We start from the raw sequence: 17,368 nt of genomic DNA, 5'->3' as shown, positions 1-17,368 counted from the left end.
AAGCGCATCGGCGGGGTCGGATCGCGGCGCGCTCCATCGTCCTTGGGACACACAACCCAAGGAGATCCGTGATGCCCTATGTCGATGGTTTCGTGCTGGCCGTGCCGAAGGACAAGATCGAGGCCTACAAGGCTCTGGCGAAAATGGCCTGCGCGGTCTGGATGGAGCACGGCGCGCTCGATTATGTCGAATGCATCGGCGACGACGTTCCGTATGGCGAGCTGACATCGTTTCCGCGCGCGGTGATGGCGAAGGAGGATGAGCTCGTGGTGTTCTCCTGGATCGTCTACCGCGACCGGGAGAGCCGCGATGCCGTCAACAAGAAGGTGATGGCGGATGCGCGGCTCAAGGGCGCCGACATGCCGTTCGACGGCAAGCGCATGATCTATGGCGGCTTCACGACTCTGCTGAGGGCGAACGATGTTATCAGTTGAGTGAGGCAGAGCAGGAAGACTCGTAGCGATACCCGTAGCCCGGATTAGCGAAGCGACATCCGGGAATGCTGCCGCCGCGATCCCGGGTATCGCTTCGCTCACCCGGGCTACGACTTCGCTGCTGCGCGCGAGCGGTGTAACCGCTGCTCATGCAGCATCGTGGCAATCCGTTTCACCTTGCCGGTACCCCGGCCGGCATGCCATCCTTTCATTGCCAGGCATAATCAAACGGAAGCGGGCGCCTAGCCCACGCATTCCAAAAAATCTTGGTTGGGGAAACCCTTGGGGAGGTCTGATTTCATGACATTGAAGCACATCAGCGGGCTGCTTTGCGCGGCCGCGATGTCCTTTGGGTTGGCTTCGGGCGCGCAGGCTCAGGACAAGGTCGTCAAGATCGGCGCGATCCTGCCGATGTCGGGTGGCACGGCCTCGATCGGCGCGCATGCCAAGGCGGCGCTCGAGGTCGCCATGGACATCATCAACAACGCTCACCCCGAACTCGGCAATCTGCCGCTGGCGAAGAACGCAGGCCTTGCCGGCCTCGGCGGCGCCAGGATCGAGGTCGTGTTCGCCGACAACCAGGGTAATCCGGCCACGGGGCAGAACCAGGCGTTGCGCCTGATCACGGAAGACAAGGTGGCGGCGGTGTTCGGCTCCTATCAGTCCGGGGTCACGCTGACCTCGAGCGCGATCGCCGAGAAATACGGCATTCCCTTTCTGAATTCCGAGTCGGTTGCCGCCAATCTCACCGAGCGCGGCTTCAAATGGTTCTTCCGCACCACGCCGATCGCCACCGACTTCGCCAAGATTTACACCGATTTCCTCGCCGACATGAAGGCGACAGGCGCCAAGACCGACGCGATCGCGCTGGTCCACGACAACACCGAATACGGCACCTCGGTCGCCAACACGATCAGCACCGCCTTCAAGGACAAGGGCCAGCCGATCGCGCTCGACGTCGCCTATCCCGTCAATGCGACCGATGTGCAGGGCCAGGTGCTCCAGCTCAAGGACAAGAAGCCCGACGTGATCATCATGATCAGCTACACGTCGGATGCGATCCTGTTCGCCAAGACCATGCAGTCGCTCGACTACAAGCCGGCGATTCTGCTTGCCGACGACGCGGGCTATTCCGATCCATCCTTCATCAAGGCGGTCGGCAAGATCTCCCAAGGCGTCTTCAACCGCTCGTCCTGGGCCGTGGGCCCGTCCGGCTCGCCCTCCGCCATCATCGCCGACATGTACAAGAAGAAGAGCGGCGAGGAGATGGACGACACCGTCGGCCGGCAGATGCAGGGCTTCTTCGTGCTGGCCGACGCGATCGACCGGGCCGGCTCGACCGACCCGGCCAAGATCCAGGCCGCGCTGAAAGCGACGGACCTGAAGCCCGAGCAGTTGATGATGGGCTACAGGGGCGTGAAGTTCGACGACAAGGGCCAGAACGTCCTCGCCTCCGGCCTCATCATCCAGCTCCAGGATGGCGAGAATTACGTCTCGGTGTGGCCGAAGGCGAATGCCGAAAAGGCGCCGATGCTGCCCTACAGGGGCTGGTGAGATGTTTGAAGGCGGGACCGCGCGTCCCGCCGATCCCGGGATGATCTGATCAGAGCAACGCAGCTCATGTCCTTTGTTCTCGTGCAGGTGATCGTCGGCGGGCTTCTGCTTGGCGCCGTCTACGCCCTGTTTTCCTCGGGCCTCACGCTGGTGTGGGGCATGATGAACATCGTCAATTTCGCGCATGGCGACTTCGTCATGCTCGGCATGTACGTCGCCTATGTCGTCTACACCCTGATGGGGGGAGGGCCGCTTCTCGGCGCGCCGCTGGCGACGCTGGTGCTCGCGACCCTCGGCGTCGTGGTCTACTTCGCCCTGATCCGCGACATCATGAAGGGGCCGATGCTGGCGCAGATCCTCGGCACCTTCGGGCTGGCGCTGCTGTTGCGCTACTCCGTGTTCTGGTGGTTCGGCGCCAACTTCCTGTCGATGCCGCAAAACATCGTCGGCGGCACCTTTGCGGTCGCAGGCTTGCGCATCGAGGCCTCGCGGCTGCTCGCCGGTGTCGTCGCGCTGCTTGTCACGCTCGGCCTGCATCTGCTGCTGACGCGCACCTCGCTCGGCTCCAGGATGCTGGCGGTGGCGGAGGACGCGACCGCGGCGCAGCTCATGGGCATCCGGCCCGACACCATGCAGGCCATCGCCTGGGCCATCGCGGCCGGCGCGACCGGCCTTGCCGGCGCGCTGATCGCGAACTTCTTCTACATCGTGCCGACGGTCGGCGAGACGCTCGGCATCGTCGCCTTCGTCACGGTCTCGCTCGGCGGCTTCGGCAGCGTGCCCGGCGCGCTCGTCGCCGGGCTCCTGATCGGCGTCATCGAGTCGCTCTCCGGCTATCTGATCGGCGCGATCTACAAGGACATCATCGTCTATGTCCTGTTCCTGTTCTTCCTCTGGTTCCGGCCACAGGGCCTGATGGGGAAGATGTGATGCGGCGCCTGGTCTGGCTCTCGGTCGTCGCAGCGATTGCGATCGCCTATCCGCTGCTGCTGTCCTCGCCGTTCCAGCAGCGCCTCGGTGCGCTGGTGCTGCTCTATGCGATTGCCGCGTCGGCCTGGAACATCGTCGGCGGCTATGCCGGGCAGGTGTCGGTGGGGCATGTCGTGTTCTTCGGCTGCGGCGCCTATGCCGCGATGGGCTCCTACGCCAAATTCGGCCTGTCGCCGCTGTTCGGCATCCCCGGCGGCATCGTGCTGGCGGTTGCCCTCGCTGCGATCATCGGCGTGCCGACGCTGCGGCTGTCGGGCCATTACTTCAGCATGGCGACGATCGCGGTCGCCGAGACGATGCGGCTGATCGTCACCAACACCGAATGGCTCGGCGCGGCCGTCGGCCTTTCGGGGCCGACCGTGCCGCGCAACGTGTTCGATCTCTCGTTCCTGTCGTCGCTGCCGTACTACTATCTCTTCCTCGCAGTCCTCGCGATCACGCTGCTCGTCACCTGGTGGATGACCAACAGCCGGATGGGATTTTACCTGCGCGCGATCAAGGATTCCGAGAGGGCCGCACGTTCCCTGGGTGCACCCGCGAGCCGGACCAAGCTCTACGCCTACATGCTGAGCGCGGCGCTGACCAGCGTCGCCGGCGCGCTCTATGCGATGATGTTCGGCTTCGTCGATCCGGAGTCCGGGCTCGGCATTCTGATCTCGGTCAAGATCCTGATCATGGCGGCGCTGGGCGGGGCCGGGCTGCTGTTCGGGCCGCTGGTGGGAGCCGCGATCCTCGTGCCGCTGGAGGAGATCTCCAACAGCTGGCTGGGCGGCAAGGGTGCGGGCCTCACCTTCGTGGTCTATGGCGCGATCATCGTGGTGATCGCGCGCTTCCAGCCCGGCGGCCTGCTTAGCCTGTTCACGGGACGACGCAAGCCCGGCGCAGATAAGGGAGCCGGCCATGCTCCTTGAGGCACGCGGAATTACAAAGGCGTTCGGCAGCTTCAAGGCGGTGGACGACGCCTCCGTGACGCTGGAGCGGGGCGACATCCTCGGCCTGATCGGCCCGAACGGCGCCGGCAAATCCACCTTCTTCAACTGCCTCACCGGCGACCTCAAGACCACCTCAGGCCGCGTCCTGTTCGAAGGGGGCAACATCACGGACTTCGCGCCGGAGCAGCGCGCCGGGCTCGGCCTTGCCCGCACCTTCCAGGTGCCGCAGACGTTCGAAGGCATGACGGTGCTCGAGAACGTCATGATCGGCGCTTTCCTGCGTACCGCGCATCGCAAGGAGGCCGAGACCAGGGCGCGCGCGGTGCTGGAGCGCGTCGGCATGACCAGGCTCGCGGATGCGCCGGCGCGCTCGCTCGGCACGCCCGGCCGCAAGCGGCTGGAGATCGCCCGCGCCCTTGCGACCGAGCCGAAGGTGCTGCTGCTCGACGAGGCCATGGCCGGCCTCAACGCCAATGAGGTGAAGCTCGCGATCGATCTCGTGCGCGACATCCACCGCTCCGGCATCACGCTCGTCATCGTCGAGCACATCATGGAAGTGATCATGTCGCTGGCGAGCCGCGTGATGGTGTTCCACCAGGGCAAGGAGATCGCCCGCGGCTCGCCGCGCGAGGTCACCTCGAACCCGGCGGTGATCGAAGCCTATCTCGGCAAACGCGCGGCGAAGGCCGCGGCCGGCCATACGCCGGTCGAGCTGATGGGCGGGCCGGACCTATGAGCGGCGCGTTGCTGCGGATCGAGCACCTCGAGGTGCGCTATGGCGACCTCATCGGCGTCTCCGACGTGTCGCTGGAGGTGCCGGAAGGCAATATCGTTGCGCTGCTCGGCTCCAATGGCGGCGGCAAGACCACGACGCTGAACGCGATCGCGGGGCTCATTCCCGTGCATGCCGGATCGATCAGCTTTCGTGGCGAGGAGATTGCCGGCCAGAAGGCGTTTGCGATCGTGCGCAAGGGTCTGGCGCTGTCGCCGGAAGGCTGGCGCCTGTTCGTGCAGCAGAGCGTCGAGAACAATCTCATGCTCGGCGCGACGCCGCTGCATGACAGATCGCGCCAGGCGGCGCTGCTCGAACGCGTTTACGAGATCTTCCCCCGCCTGAAGGAGCGCCGCAACCAGCGCGCCGGCACCATGTCCGGCGGCGAGCGCCAGATGCTCGCGGTCGGCCGCGCGCTGATGAGCGACCCGAAGCTGTTGATGCTGGATGAACCCTCGCTCGGCCTCGCACCGGCGGTGGTCGAGTCCATGTACGAGACCTTCGGCCGCCTGCATCGCGAGGGCCTGACCATCCTGCTCGCTGAGCAGTCGATCGAGCTGGCGCTGGAGGTCTCGGACTTCGCGACCGTGCTCCAGGTCGGCAAGAGCGTGCTGTCGGGCACCGCGGCGGCACTTGCGGAAGACCCGCAGGTGCAGAAGGCCTATCTCGGCGTCGAGTGACCCATCTCCGCCTGAAGCAGCAGCAACAGGCAACCGGCGAGCCGTGTCTCCATCTCTTTCGATGAAAGCGACAGCGGCCCGGGATCGTTGAGGATCGCGTTCACCAGCGTGCCCAGCACGACCTGGAAGCTGAAAGCGATGGTGCGGGCTTTTGCGGCCTTGCGGCGCTTGCCCATGGCCGGGAGCAGGAGAGGGGCGGCGCGTTCAGTCGTTGCCTTCGCGAGCGCCTTGAACGGCGTCCATTTGTCCGGGCGGGTGTCGTCATGCTGAAGCGCCGCGCGCAGCACGCCCTCGAGATGGCGCGGCAGTAGCGGAAGAAGCCCGTTACTTGATCTTGTCGTAGGCGGCCGCGAAATCGCCCAGCGGCATCGGGATCGCGATCGTCTCCTTGGCCATGTTCTGGAAGGAGACCTTCAGCTGCTTGCCCGACCGCAAGGCCGCGAGCAGGTCCGCCGCGATCGGCGTCGAGGCGTAGCAGCCGCGATTCTCGCAAGTCTGGATCTGGAGGTCGACGGTCTTGCCCTCGTCGACCTGGAGCTTGGCGCCGATCGGAAGGTTGAGGCCAAGCGGCAATTGCAGCAGCGCCACCGGCGTGCGGGTCTCGGGCGCGATGCGGATGTTGATCAGGACGATGGTCTGGCCGGTCTTGGTCAGCACCGCGTTCTGCTCCATCGCGCATTCGAGCGGCGCATCGCGGCTGACGCTGGTGCAGCGCACGACCCAGCCGGCCTGCTGCGCCGGAGCGCCGTCAGCCTGTGGCTGCGTCGGCGCGGGCGAGGGCTGTGCCGCCGGGGCAGAGGGAGCACCGTTCTTCTTGGCGCCCTGCTGGGCATACGCGGCACCGGTGGACAACAGGAGAGCGGCGGCGAAGGCGACAAGTCTGGATTGCATGGGCATGACGAGACTGCGTTGGCGTGAACCGGAAGCCTCGCTGTAGCGTCGCGAGAGCCGCGGCGCAAGCTTACTCGGCGGCTTGCTTGACGGTGCCGTGCGCGGACGTCTCGTGGCCTTCGCCGTCATCCGAACGGCCCCAGCCCGAGAACCAGTTGTTGAGCTCGTCGAGATAGAGATAGACCACCGGCGTGGTGAACAGCGTCAGCGCCTGGCTGACGATCAGCCCGCCGACCATGGCATAGCCGAGCGGCTGGCGGATTTCGGCGCCGGTGCCGTGGCCGAGCATCAGCGGCACGCCGCCGAGGAGCGCCGCCATCGTCGTCATCATGATCGGGCGGAAGCGCAGCAATGCGGCCTGGCGGATCGATTCCGCCGGAGTCTTGTGCTCGTCGCGTTCGGCGGCGATGGCGAAGTCGACCATCATGATGCCGTTCTTCTTCACGATGCCGATCAGGAGAATGATTCCGATCAATGCAATGAGGCTGAAGTCGAAGCCGGCCGCCATCAGGATCAGGAGCGCACCGACGCCGGCCGAGGGCAGGGTCGACAGGATCGTGATCGGGTGGATGTAGCTCTCGTAGAGGATGCCGAGGATCAGATAGACCACGACGAGGGCGGCGAGGATCAGCAGCGGCACGGTGCCGAGCGACTGCTGGAACGCCTGCGCGGTGCCCTGGAAGCTCGAATTCAGGGTCGGCGGCGCGCCGAGATCGGCCATCGCCTTCTGCACGGCCTCGGTGGCCTGGCCCAGCGCGACGCCCTGGGCGAGGTTGAAGCTGATCGTGATCGCCGGGAACTGGCCCTGGTGGCTGATCGAGAGCGGACGGACCGGATCGGTGGTCCAGGTCGCGAAGGTCGACAGCGGCACCTGGTCGCCGGTGAGCGGCGATTTCAGATAGAGCTTGTTGAGGCTGTCGAGATTGCCCTGCATCTCCGGCAGGATCTCGAGGATCACCTTGTAGGTGTTGAGCTGGGTGAAATACTGCGTGACCTGCCGCTGTCCGAAGGCGTCATACAGCGTGTCGTCGATCAGCTGCGGCTGGATGCCGTAGCGCGAGGCGGTATCGCGGTTGATCTTGAGCTGAACCGTGGTGCCCTGCGTCTGCTGGTCGGTCGCGACGTCGCGCAGCTCGGGCAGCGTCTGCATCTTGGCGAGGATCTTCGGCGCCCAGTCGTTGAGCTCGCCGAGATCGGCGTCCTGCAGGGTGAACTCGAACTGCGTGCGGGTCGGCCGACCGCCGAGCCGGACGTCCTGGGCCGCCTGCATGTAGAGGCGGGCGCCTTCGACCTTGTCGAATTTCGGACGCAGCCGCGCGATGATCTGCTGCGCCGATGCTTCGCGCTGGTCGCGAGGTTTCAGCGTGATGAACATGTTGCCGTTGTTGCCGGCGCGGCCGCTGCCGCCGATGTTCATCGCGATCGTGGCGACGTCGGGGTCTTCCATCACGATCTTGCCGAGCTCGACCTGGCGGCGCTGCATCTCCTTGAACGAGATGTCCTGCGAGGCTTCGGAGGTCGCCGTGATCAGGCCGACGTCCTGTTGCGGGAAGAAGCCCTTCGGGATCAGGACGAACAGGTAGATCGACAGGCCAAGCGTGGCGAAGAAGATCGTGAGCGTGGTGCGGCGCCAGGCCAGGGCATGGTCGAGGATGTATTCATAGCCCCGCAGCATCCCGTCAAAGGCGCGCTCGCTCCATTGGTAGAACTTGCCGTGGGTTACCTCGCCATGGGCGCGCAGGAAGCGCGAGGCCATCATCGGCGTCAGCGTCAGCGACACGAACATCGAGACGAAGATGGTCATCGCCAGCACGACGGCGAACTCGCGGAACAGGCGCCCGATGATGCCGCCCATCAGCAGCAGCGGGATCAGCACGGCGACCAGCGAGATGCTGATCGAGACGATGGTGAAGCCGATTTCCTTGGACCCCTTGAAGGCGGCCGCCATCGGCGATTCGCCTTCCTCGATGTAGCGGGTGATGTTCTCCAGCATCACGATGGCGTCGTCGACGACGAATCCGACCGCGATCGTGAGCGCCATCAGCGACAGATTGTCGAGTGAATAGCCGACGACCCACATCAGGGCGCACGCGCCCAGCAGCGCCAGCGGAACCGTGACGGTGGGAATGACGGTCGCCCAGAAGCTACGCAGGAAGATGAAGATGACCATGACCACGAGGGCGATGGTCAGCAGCAGCGTGAACTGGACGTCCTCGACCGCGGCGCGGATGGTCGTGGTGCGGTCGCTGATGAGCTCGATCTTGATCGCGGGCGGAATCGCCGCCACGAGGCGGGGCAAGGTCGCCTTGATCCGGTCCACGGTCTCGATGACGTTGGCGCCTGGCTGCTTGAATATCACCAGGAACACGCCGCGCTTGCCGTTGGCCCAGGCCGCCTGCTTGGCATCTTCAGCGCCGCTGACCGCCTGGCCGATGTCGCGGATCCGCAACGGGCCGCCGTTGCGATAGGCGATGATGACGTCGTTCCAGTCCTTGGACTGGGTCAGCTGGTCGTTGGCGTAGATCGTGTAGGCACGCTTGTCGCCGTCGATATTGCCCTTCGGGCTGTCGACCGTGGTGATCGCGATCTGGCTGCGCACGTCCTCCATCGACAGGCCCTTGGCGACGAGTTTCGCGGGGTCGATCTGAATGCGGATGGACGGCTTCTGCTGGCCGCCGATGAACACCTGCGCGACGCCGGCGAGCTGGCTGATCTGCTGGGCGAGCTGGGCGTCGACGGCGTCGCTGACGGTTGTCAGGGGCAGCGTCTCCGAGGTCGCCGACAGCAGCAGGACCGGCGCATCGGCCGGGTTGACCTTGCGGTAGGTCGGCGGCGAGGGAAGATTTTTCGGCAGTTGGCCACTGGCGGCGTTGATCGCACCCTGCACGTCATTGGCAGCGCCGTCGATATTGCGGTTGAGGTCGAACTGGATGGTGATCGACGCGGTGCCCAGATAGCTCGTCGAGGTCATCTGGGCGATGCCGGGGATCTGGGCGAACTGGCGTTCCAGCGGCTGGGCCACCGACGAGGCCATGGTCTCGGGGCTGCCGCCCGGCAGGTTGGCGGTGATCTGGATGGTCGGGAAGTCGACCTGCGGCAGCGGTGCGACCGGGAGCAGGGGATAGGCGACGAGACCGACAAAGAGGATGCCGGCCATCAGCAGCGAGGTGCCGATGGGATAACGGATGAAAGGTGCCGAAATCCCGCCCTCGGTCATTCCTGTCGTACCTTGTTCTGGGCCGGGTCCGAACTTGCCACCGCCGTCGAGACGAGGCTTCCGGGCTGTACCTTGAATTGACCGCCCGTGATCACCTGCTGCCCGGGCGTGAGGCCTTCGTCGACGACCGAACGTCCGTCGATCGCGTAGCTGACCTTGATCTTGTGCACTTCGGCCTTGTTGTCCCGGTTGACGGTATAGGCGTAGAGACCGCTGGTCGAATGCTGAACCGCGTCATCCGGGACCACGGTCGCATCCTTCAGCGTCCGCACCAGAAGCCGCGTCGAGACCGACTGTCCCGGCCACAGCGTGTGGTCCTTGTTGTCGAACACCGCCTTGAGCCGGATAGTCCCGCTGGTCGTGTCGACCTGGTTGTTGATGACGGCGAGCTTGCCCTCGGCCAGCGTCTTCTTGCCGTCGGTGGTGAACGCGATGACCTTGAGTGCCCCGGCCTTCTGGCCCTCGCTGATATAGGCGAGCTGATCTTCCGGCGCCGTGAAGATCACGGAGATCGGCTCGACCTGCGAGATCGTGACGATGCCGGTCTGCGTCGCGGCATTGACGATGTTGCCGACGTCGACCTGGCGCAGGCCGGCGACCCCGCTGATTGGCGCCTTGATCTGGGTGTAGTCGAGCTGGGTCTGGGCATTGGAGATCGCGGCGTCGTCGGCGGCGATCTGGGCGGTGAGCTGGGCGACGGTGGAGCGCTGGGTGTCGACCCGCTGCGCGGTGGCGAATTCGCCGAGCTTCATGGCGCGCTGGAGCTCGAGATTGGCGTTCGCCAGATTCGCCTCGTCCTGCGCCTTCTTGGCCTTGGCCTGGTCGAGCGCGGCTTGATAGGGGCGGGGATCGATCGAGACCAGAAGCTCGCCCTCTTTGGCGATCTGGCCTTCGGTGAAGGCGATCTTGTCGATCTGGCCGTCGACCCGGGGCCGGACCTGGACGGTGTTGAAACCCTGAACCGTGCCGAGGCCGGTCAGGTAGACCGGGAAGTCGACTTTCTGGACCGGCGCAACGCTCACGGGAACGGCCGGCGCGCGGGGCGGACCCTTTTGTGCCGTCTGGGTTTTTCCGGGGTCTGGCGAGCCGAATTTCTGCCAACCATAGTAACCCGCGGAGGCCACGGCCGCGATGATCAGAATCCAGAGGATCGGCCGTGTTGTTTTCATATCGGCTCGTGTCGGCTCTTGTGCCCTCAGCTACGAATTACCGGGCAATCATAGGGTTCCAGGGCGCTTGTATAATACACGCCAAGTTCCAGTGTAAACAGCACTATCGGTTGAGAATCCTAAACAATCGGAAAGCTTTGCACCCGTTAGGCAACCCTCTGGCGCGCCGGTGTGCAGTGCTGCATTTTCCCTGCGCGAGCGATCAGCGTGCAGAAATGAGGCAATGCTCGCAACCGGTGTGGGCGGGCGCGGCGAGTTGGGTGCAAGGCCGGCACGCGGCCGGCCAAAAGCGGTGGGACGAGCGCTTTCCGAGAACGGTTCTAAATCGCGCGGGCGGTGTTTCGGTTGTCAGGAAAATTCGCATCGTTCATATCGGCGCGCCACAACGGGAGCGCAGGATGGACGAATTGAACGGCAAGCTGATCGCGTGTCAGATTCTGATCACGGGATTGATCGCCCGCGTCGCCAACGAGCAGCGCGATCCCTTGCGCTTCCTCACCGACTTCCGCGACGAGATCAAGGCCGTGGTGAATGGCGTCAACATCGCCGGCATGGACAGCACCGATCGCGTGCGTGCCGTCGCGCACAAGACTGTCGACGAATTGTTCTCGCTGATGAAGCCGCCGAGCAGTGATTGACGCTGCGAGCGCGATCGCCGAATTAGCTGCTTTTTTCGCGCTCGCTTTAGAACGACTCCAATCTCTGTTTAGAACCGTTTGAAACTGTAGATTAGAATCGTTTTGATCTGGACTTATTCAAGCGTTCTCGCGGCTTGCCCGCATTGACCCACTATTTTGCCGTCGATACCAACAGCCCAATCGCTCATCGAAGTGAATGAGCGGATATGAAGATGGGGCGTGTTGTAATGGGTCAGGTGGTCGCACCGAAGTCGTTGCGTTCGGTGGCAGCATTCAATCCGGTGGATGAGAAGTCCGCGGGCATTTCCGGCAAGAAGGTCTCGGCAGTTGCGAGCCTGATCGCGGCGGCGTCGGTGTCGAGCGGCGCCGAGGCGCAGCAGTCGAACCTGCCGCCGGTGACGGTCGATGCTCCGGTCCAGCGTCCGCGCCCGACGGCCTCGAAGCCCACGCCGGATCAGGTCCGCGCGCGCAACGCGCTTCGCCGCGCCGCGCAGCGGCAGCAGGCTGCCCAGCAGGCCGCTCCCGCGGCACCGGCCGGCGAAGCGGACCGGAATCCCTATTCCGATCCGGTCGCGCCCTACAAGGTCGACCACGTCCAGGCCTCGGGCAAGTTTCCCGAGCCGATGTTGAACACGCCGAAGACCATCACGGTGCTCAGCAAGGAAGTGCTCGAGGACAAGAACGCCACGACGCTGAAGGAGATCGGGCGCTCGACCGCCGGCGTGACGCTGGGATCGGGCGAGGGCGGCAATGCGTTCGGCGACCGCTTCTTCATCCGCGGCTTCGACGCGCGCAACGACGTCTTCATCGACGGCATCCGCGATCCTGCGGTCTCCATCCGCGAGAACTTCTTCACCGAGCAGATCGAGATCCTGCGCGGTCCGGCGTCCTCCTATGCCGGCCGCGGCACCGCCGGCGGCGCCATCAACATCGTCACCAAGCAGGCGGGCGACGTCAACTTCAAGCGGATGGATACCGAGTTCGGCACCGACAGGACCAAGCGCGTCACGCTCGACGTCAACCAGGTCGTCGATCCCACGTTCTCGGTGCGCACGGGCGGCCTGTTCCAGGACGCCAACGTCGCGGGCCGCGACTATGTGACCGACAATCGCTGGGGTACCTTCATCTCGACCAGGTACACCCCGACCAACGACATCAAGATCACCACGAACTACGTTCACACCGACCTCAGCGGCTATCCTGATTTCGGCGTGCCTTATTACAAGCAGGGCAACGTTCCGGTGACGTCGGCCGGCATTCCGCGTGGAAACTGGTACGGCTTCCTGAACCGCGACTTCCAGACCGCACGGCAGGATTTCGGCACCGGCACGATCGAGTACAAGGTCAACGAGGCCATCACGCTGACCAGCAAGGTGCGCGGCGAGCACTCGCTGCTGAACTATATCGGCACGCTGCCGCAGAACCCGAACACGACCAGCCCCAATCCGCTGCTCTGGACCACGACGGCGAGCGCGCAGAGCCGCTACCAGAACGTGGACGTGTGGGCCAACCAGAACGAGGCCACGTTCAAGCTCGACAGCGGCGGGGTCAAGCATACCGCAGTGTTCGGCGTCGAATATTCGAACGAGAACATCTCGATCGACCGCTACGCCGGCCTCGCGTCGGAACTGGCCGGGAGCCCCTTCACCAGCAGTGGTGCCGTCACGGGGGTCAATCTCTACTCCCCGCAATACACCAACATTCCCTTCGGCATTCCGGGGCTCGCCGGAAACCCGACGCGCTACGGCGTCAACACCAGCAGTGTCTATGTCATGGACACCGCGAACTGGCAGGACACGATCATCGTCAATGGTGGCGTGCGCTATGACGGCTACAGCCAGAGCTCGTCCACGAACTCGGCCTACCTCAAGCAGAACAACGATCTCGTCAATTACAACGTCGGCCTGGTCTACAAGCCGATGTCGATCGGCAGCGTCTATGCGGCCTACGCGACCTCGGCCAATCCGTTCGGATCGGAGCTCGATGCGACCGCCACCGATTACGGTGGCATTCCGGCAAACACGACTGTTCTGCTTGGGCCCGAGCGCAACAAGGCGGCCGAAATCGGCACCAAGTGGGAGCTGGCGGATCGTCATCTCCTGGTGACCGGCGCGCTGTTCCAGACCACGAAGGACAACGCGCGCGAGACCGTCAACGGCCTGCTCACTTCGGGCGCCGCGTACAGAATCCAGGGCATCGACATCGAGGCCGAGGGCAAGATCACGGATCGCTGGAGCATCTTCGGCGGCCTCGTGCTGATGCAATCCAAAGTCACGCAGAGCGGCATCGCCTCCAATCTGGGGCTGCAGCTTGCCAACGTTGCCCACCAGTCGTTCAGCATGCTGACCAAGTACAAGTTCGACGGCGGTTGGGAGCTTGGCGGCCAGGCGGTGTACCGCTCCAAGGTCTACGGCGGCACGTTTGCGGCCAACACTGGCAACGAACTGCCGAGCTACTGGCGCTTCGACGCGTTCGTCGAGAAGAAGATCGACCAGAACTGGACCATGAAGTTCTACGCCCAGAACCTCACCAACAAGCTCTACTACGACACGCTCTATCGTAGCGCCGTGCCGTTCGTCGCGGTCGCACCGGGCAGAGCGTTCTATCTCGTGACAACGGCGAAGTTCTGATCATGTTGACGTGCCTGCCTCGCGTTCTCAGCAAGGATGATGTGGCGGATTTCCGCCGCATCATGGACGCCAGCGAATGGGAGGACGGCCGCTCCACCGCTGGGTCGCAGTCGGCCATGGTCAAGCGCAACGAGCAATTGCCGCCGGACAGCGAGGTCGCGCGCAAGCTCGGCAACCGTATCATCTCGGCGCTGGCGTCGAACCCGCGCTTCATCGCGGCGGCGATCCCGCTCCAGATCTTCCCGCCGCTGTTCAACCGCTATGCGGCGACCAGCGGCCACCATTTCGGCCTGCATGTCGACAATGCGATCCGCGGCGACCGCCTGACCGGCCTTCGCATCCGCACAGACCTGTCGGTCACGCTGTTCCTCGCCGAGCCGGACGAGTACGACGGTGGCGAACTTGTGATCGAGGACACCTACGGCTCGCACGAAGTCAAGTTGCCAGCCGGCGACTGCGTGCTCTATCCCTCGACCAGCCTGCATCTCGTGACGCCGGTGACCCGGGGAGCGCGGGTTGCATCTTTCTTCTGGCTTCAGAGCATGATACGGGACGATCAAGCCCGGAGCATGATCTTTGACCTCGACACCGCGATACAGGCGCTGGTGGAACGGCTCGGGCGTGACGATCCCGAAACGGTCAAATTGACGGGTATCTATCACAACCTCATTCGCTACTGGGCCGAAGTATGAAGATCATGTCCTTCCAAGCAAGCCTTGCCGCAGCTTTGATGCTGGCGGCCGTCTGGCTCGCATCGCCTGTTTCTGCCCAGACACAGACCCCGCCTGCGGCCCCGGCACCATCCATGGCCCGGCCGGCTCCGGCCAGCCCGGCCCCCGCGGCACAGGCGACAACCGCGCCTGCCGCCCCGGCGCCTGCGGCCTCGACGGCGACCGCTCCCGCGGCACCGACGGCGTCCCCCGCAGCCATCGCCCCGGCGTCTGCGAAGCCCGACACGGCATCCGCTGCCGCGCCGGCCATGAAGGAATTGTCGCCCTGGGTGATGTTCATGTCGGCGGACGTCATCGTGAAGGCGGTGATGATCGGGCTCGCCTTCGCTTCGATCGTGACCTGGACCGTGCTCATCGCCAAGTCGATCGAGCTGTCGGTCGCGTCCGGCAGGCTCCGTTCGGCACTGCGGAAGATCTCGGAGGCACGGTCGCTCGCGGAAGCGCAGATGGCGCTTGGCACCAAGGAGGGCATCCTGCCGTCCTTCCTGGCGGCGGCGCTGCGCGAGGCGCGGATGTCGGCCGGCCTGTCCAGCGATGCCGGCATCAAGGAGCGCGCAGCCTCGAGCTTTTCCGAGATCGTGCGCGCGGAGGCGCGGCGCATCCGCATCGGCATGGGCGTGCTCGCGACCATCGGCTCCACGTCGCCCTTCGTCGGCCTGTTCGGCACGGTCTGGGGCATCATGAACAGCTTCATCGGCATCTCGAAGTCGCAGACCACGAACCTCGCCGTGGTCGCGCCCGGCATCGCCGAGGCGCTGCTCGCCACCGCGATCGGCCTCGTCGCCGCCATTCCCGCGGTCATCATCTACAATCACTTCTCGCGCATGACGAAGGGCTATCTCGAGCTCGTCAGCCGTGCCTCGGGCGCGGCGGGACGGCTGCTCTCGCGCGATCTCGATCGCAGCCACGGCAGCCTGCATTCGCGCGCGGCGGAGTGAACCATGGCCGTTTCGCTCGCAGACAACGAGGACGACGACGACTTCTCGGAAACGCATGACATCAACGTCACGCCGTTCATCGACGTCATCCTGGTGCTGCTGATCATCTTCATGGTCGCAGCTCCGCTCTCGACCGTCGATCTGCCGATCGATTTGCCGACGTCGAGCTCGACGCCGCAGAAGAAGCCGGACAAGCCGACCTATCTCAGCATCAAGCGCGACCTGGGGCTTGCCATCGGAGAGGATTCCGTCCACCGGGCCGATTTGATCGCGACCCTCGACAGCATGTCCGACATGAGCAAGGACAAGTACGTCTTCCTGCGTGCCGATCGCTCCGTGCCCTATGGCGAGTTGATGGGCGTCATGGAGCTGCTGCGCTCCGGCGGTTACACGCGGGTGAAACTGGTCGCGCTCGAAGGGCCTCCCGCGGCGGCGGGAGCACCTGTTGCGGGCGCTGCACAGCCTTAGAGGTGCGCCAAGGAACTGCTATGCCTGACGTCGAACTCGAACCCAGACCAGCCAGGAGGCTTTGGATTTTGGCGGCGGTCGCGGCGCTCGCGCTCCATTTGGGCGGGGCCGCGCTCGCGCTCGCGAACTTGCGGGCCGACGATGGCGACGAGGGGTTGGGCGCCGCGGGGGCCGAGTTCGCGGTCGAGATGACTTCGCCGCCGGCTCAGGAGTCCGACAGGGCGCCCGGGCCTACGGACTCTGAGGAGCAGGAAGAGCGCCCGGCGCTGCCCGAGCAAAAGGCCGAGCTGAAGGAGACGGAGCTTCCCCAGGATCGGCCGCAACAGGCCGAGGATCCCGATCGCCTCGTCAGCGAAAACAAGGCGAAGAAGGAACAGGACGACGATCCGAAGGTGGCCGCCGTCGAAACGCCGGCCATGGAGGCATCGCAGAAGTCGATTGCCATGGACCGGCAAACCTTTGAAGACGCCACGCGCGAGGCCGAGAAGGCCATGGCGCCGGTTCTCGGCATCGGCAAGGACCTCCTGAAGCTGACGGCCGATTGGAACCGCAAGATCAGCGCGCACCTCGCGGCGCACAAGGTCAATCCGGAGGGCAAGGAGCCCAGGAACCAGGTTGCAAAGGTGAGCTTCGCGCTCAATCGACGAGGAAACGTGGTTTCGGTCGACGTCGTGGAGTCGTCCGGAGATGCGGCTTACGATGCCGCTGCGATCTCCATGGTCCACAAGTCAGATCCATTCCCGGTGCCGCCTACCGAGCTGATCGAGGATCGCTTCGAACGCACCGTCGAGATCAAGTTCAAGCCGCCGGACGAGAAGAAAAAGAAGAAGACGGCTCAGCGCCAGTAGAGCCGGATGCCGACATAGACCACGACCAGGCAGGCGAAGATCAGCGCCACCGGAAGGGGCCGTTTCTGGGCTCCAGCGGCCGTGCCAGCCCGGAAGAAGCTGGTCGTCTTCGGCTTCGGTGCCGGACGGCGGAAAGCGGTAACATTGTCCGCCGCCGGCTCTGCCGGGCGGGGGCGGACGTCGGGCGGAGCTCCCGCGCCCCCCATCTCGGCATAGTAGGCCCTGTAGATCGCGCCGATGGTGGCTTCGGTGGCCTCGCCCTCGCTCATCCGCGCCAGCAGGTTCTTGTAGCTCGCGAGGAACTCCTGGGCTTCCGGTGGCAGCGCGGACGAGCCGTTGAGCTTGGCCATCATCTTCCAGGTGGCAAAATCGGCACGGGCTCGGGTGTCGGCGCGTCGCGCGATCAGCATATCGGCAGCTTTGACCAAGTCGGCCTCTGGCCCTTCGGCTTGTGTTCGTTGTGTTCGGGTGTCGTT

At 64.7% G+C, this 17,368-nt stretch carries 17 protein-coding genes; 12 read left to right on the top strand and 5 right to left on the bottom strand.

What is annotated here, in order from left to right; all coding sequences use genetic code 11:
- The first annotated feature begins 71 nt into the window (after positions 1-71).
- The 6 genes from E4K65_RS09075 to E4K65_RS09050 all read left to right on the top strand — a co-directional run bounded on the left by E4K65_RS09075 (position 72) and on the right by E4K65_RS09050 (position 5,362).
- A complete protein-coding gene (locus E4K65_RS09075) occupies positions 72-434 on the top strand; it encodes a DUF1428 domain-containing protein (protein WP_167770666.1) in 363 nt (120 codons plus the stop codon).
- Between the two features lie 300 nt (positions 435-734).
- Positions 735-1,988, top strand: a complete 1,254-nt coding sequence (locus tag E4K65_RS09070) for an ABC transporter substrate-binding protein (RefSeq protein ID WP_135173855.1) — start codon at positions 735-737, stop codon at positions 1,986-1,988.
- A gap of 66 nt (positions 1,989-2,054) precedes the next feature.
- Positions 2,055-2,918 carry a branched-chain amino acid ABC transporter permease gene (locus E4K65_RS09065; RefSeq protein ID WP_135173854.1) on the top strand — a complete coding sequence of 288 codons (864 nt, stop codon included), beginning with the start codon at positions 2,055-2,057 and terminating at the stop codon, positions 2,916-2,918.
- Positions 2,918-3,889, top strand: a complete 972-nt coding sequence (locus E4K65_RS09060; protein ID WP_135173853.1) for a branched-chain amino acid ABC transporter permease — start codon at positions 2,918-2,920, stop codon at positions 3,887-3,889. Before E4K65_RS09065 ends, E4K65_RS09060 begins: the two co-directional genes overlap by 1 nt.
- Positions 3,879-4,646, top strand: a complete 768-nt coding sequence (locus E4K65_RS09055; RefSeq protein ID WP_135173852.1) for an ABC transporter ATP-binding protein — start codon at positions 3,879-3,881, stop codon at positions 4,644-4,646. The genes E4K65_RS09060 and E4K65_RS09055 overlap by 11 nt, the downstream gene beginning before the upstream one ends.
- Entirely contained in the window at positions 4,643-5,362 is a 720-nt protein-coding gene (locus tag E4K65_RS09050) for an ABC transporter ATP-binding protein (RefSeq protein WP_135173851.1), read from the top strand. The genes E4K65_RS09055 and E4K65_RS09050 overlap by 4 nt, the downstream gene beginning before the upstream one ends.
- Here E4K65_RS09050 and E4K65_RS09045 read toward each other — a convergent pair.
- The 4 genes from E4K65_RS09045 to E4K65_RS09030 all read right to left on the bottom strand — a co-directional run bounded on the left by E4K65_RS09045 (position 5,344) and on the right by E4K65_RS09030 (position 10,639).
- Positions 5,344-5,649, bottom strand: a complete 306-nt coding sequence (locus tag E4K65_RS09045; protein WP_235885538.1) for a hypothetical protein — start codon at positions 5,647-5,649, stop codon at positions 5,344-5,346. The genes E4K65_RS09050 and E4K65_RS09045 overlap by 19 nt on opposite strands.
- 37 nt (positions 5,650-5,686) lie before the next feature.
- Complete coding sequence (locus tag E4K65_RS09040; RefSeq protein ID WP_167770665.1) at positions 5,687-6,259, bottom strand: invasion associated locus B family protein; 573 nt, start codon at positions 6,257-6,259, stop codon at positions 5,687-5,689.
- Positions 6,260-6,323: 64 nt separating this feature from the next.
- Entirely contained in the window at positions 6,324-9,470 is a 3,147-nt protein-coding gene (locus E4K65_RS09035; protein ID WP_135173850.1) for a multidrug efflux RND transporter permease subunit, read from the bottom strand.
- The gene (locus E4K65_RS09030) at positions 9,467-10,639 is read right to left on the bottom strand and encodes an efflux RND transporter periplasmic adaptor subunit (protein WP_167770664.1); all 1,173 of its coding nucleotides are present in this window, start codon (positions 10,637-10,639) and stop codon (positions 9,467-9,469) included. The genes E4K65_RS09035 and E4K65_RS09030 overlap by 4 nt, the downstream gene beginning before the upstream one ends.
- Positions 10,640-11,037: 398 nt before the next feature.
- Between E4K65_RS09030 and E4K65_RS09025 the strand changes: the two genes are divergently transcribed.
- The 6 genes from E4K65_RS09025 (at position 11,038) to E4K65_RS09000 (ending at position 16,892) form a co-directional block, all read left to right on the top strand.
- Positions 11,038-11,277, top strand: a complete 240-nt coding sequence (locus E4K65_RS09025) for a hypothetical protein (RefSeq protein WP_027543164.1) — start codon at positions 11,038-11,040, stop codon at positions 11,275-11,277.
- 227 nt (positions 11,278-11,504) lie between these two features.
- Positions 11,505-13,907, top strand: a complete 2,403-nt coding sequence (locus E4K65_RS09020) for a TonB-dependent receptor (RefSeq protein ID WP_135174110.1) — start codon at positions 11,505-11,507, stop codon at positions 13,905-13,907.
- 2 nt (positions 13,908-13,909) lie between these two features.
- Complete coding sequence (locus tag E4K65_RS09015; protein WP_135173848.1) at positions 13,910-14,599, top strand: Fe2+-dependent dioxygenase; 690 nt, start codon at positions 13,910-13,912, stop codon at positions 14,597-14,599.
- Positions 14,596-15,576, top strand: a complete 981-nt coding sequence (gene exbB / locus E4K65_RS09010) for a tonB-system energizer ExbB (protein WP_135173847.1) — start codon at positions 14,596-14,598, stop codon at positions 15,574-15,576. The genes E4K65_RS09015 and exbB overlap by 4 nt, the downstream gene beginning before the upstream one ends.
- Positions 15,577-15,579: 3 nt before the next feature.
- Entirely contained in the window at positions 15,580-16,044 is a 465-nt protein-coding gene (gene exbD / locus E4K65_RS09005) for a TonB system transport protein ExbD (protein WP_135173846.1), read from the top strand.
- Between the two features lie 20 nt (positions 16,045-16,064).
- Entirely contained in the window at positions 16,065-16,892 is an 828-nt protein-coding gene (locus tag E4K65_RS09000) for a TonB family protein (RefSeq protein WP_135173845.1), read from the top strand.
- Here E4K65_RS09000 and E4K65_RS08995 read toward each other — a convergent pair.
- A complete protein-coding gene (locus E4K65_RS08995; RefSeq protein ID WP_135174109.1) occupies positions 16,880-17,302 on the bottom strand; it encodes a hypothetical protein in 423 nt (140 codons plus the stop codon). The genes E4K65_RS09000 and E4K65_RS08995 overlap by 13 nt on opposite strands.
- Positions 17,303-17,368: the final 66 nt, after the last annotated feature.

Origin of the sequence: Bradyrhizobium niftali, assembly GCF_004571025.1 — a bacterium.
Taxonomy (GTDB): Bacteria; Pseudomonadota; Alphaproteobacteria; order Rhizobiales; family Xanthobacteraceae; genus Bradyrhizobium; species Bradyrhizobium niftali.
The sequence above is the reverse complement of the archived record's forward strand: the minus strand, read 5'-3'. Positions and strand labels throughout refer to the sequence as shown.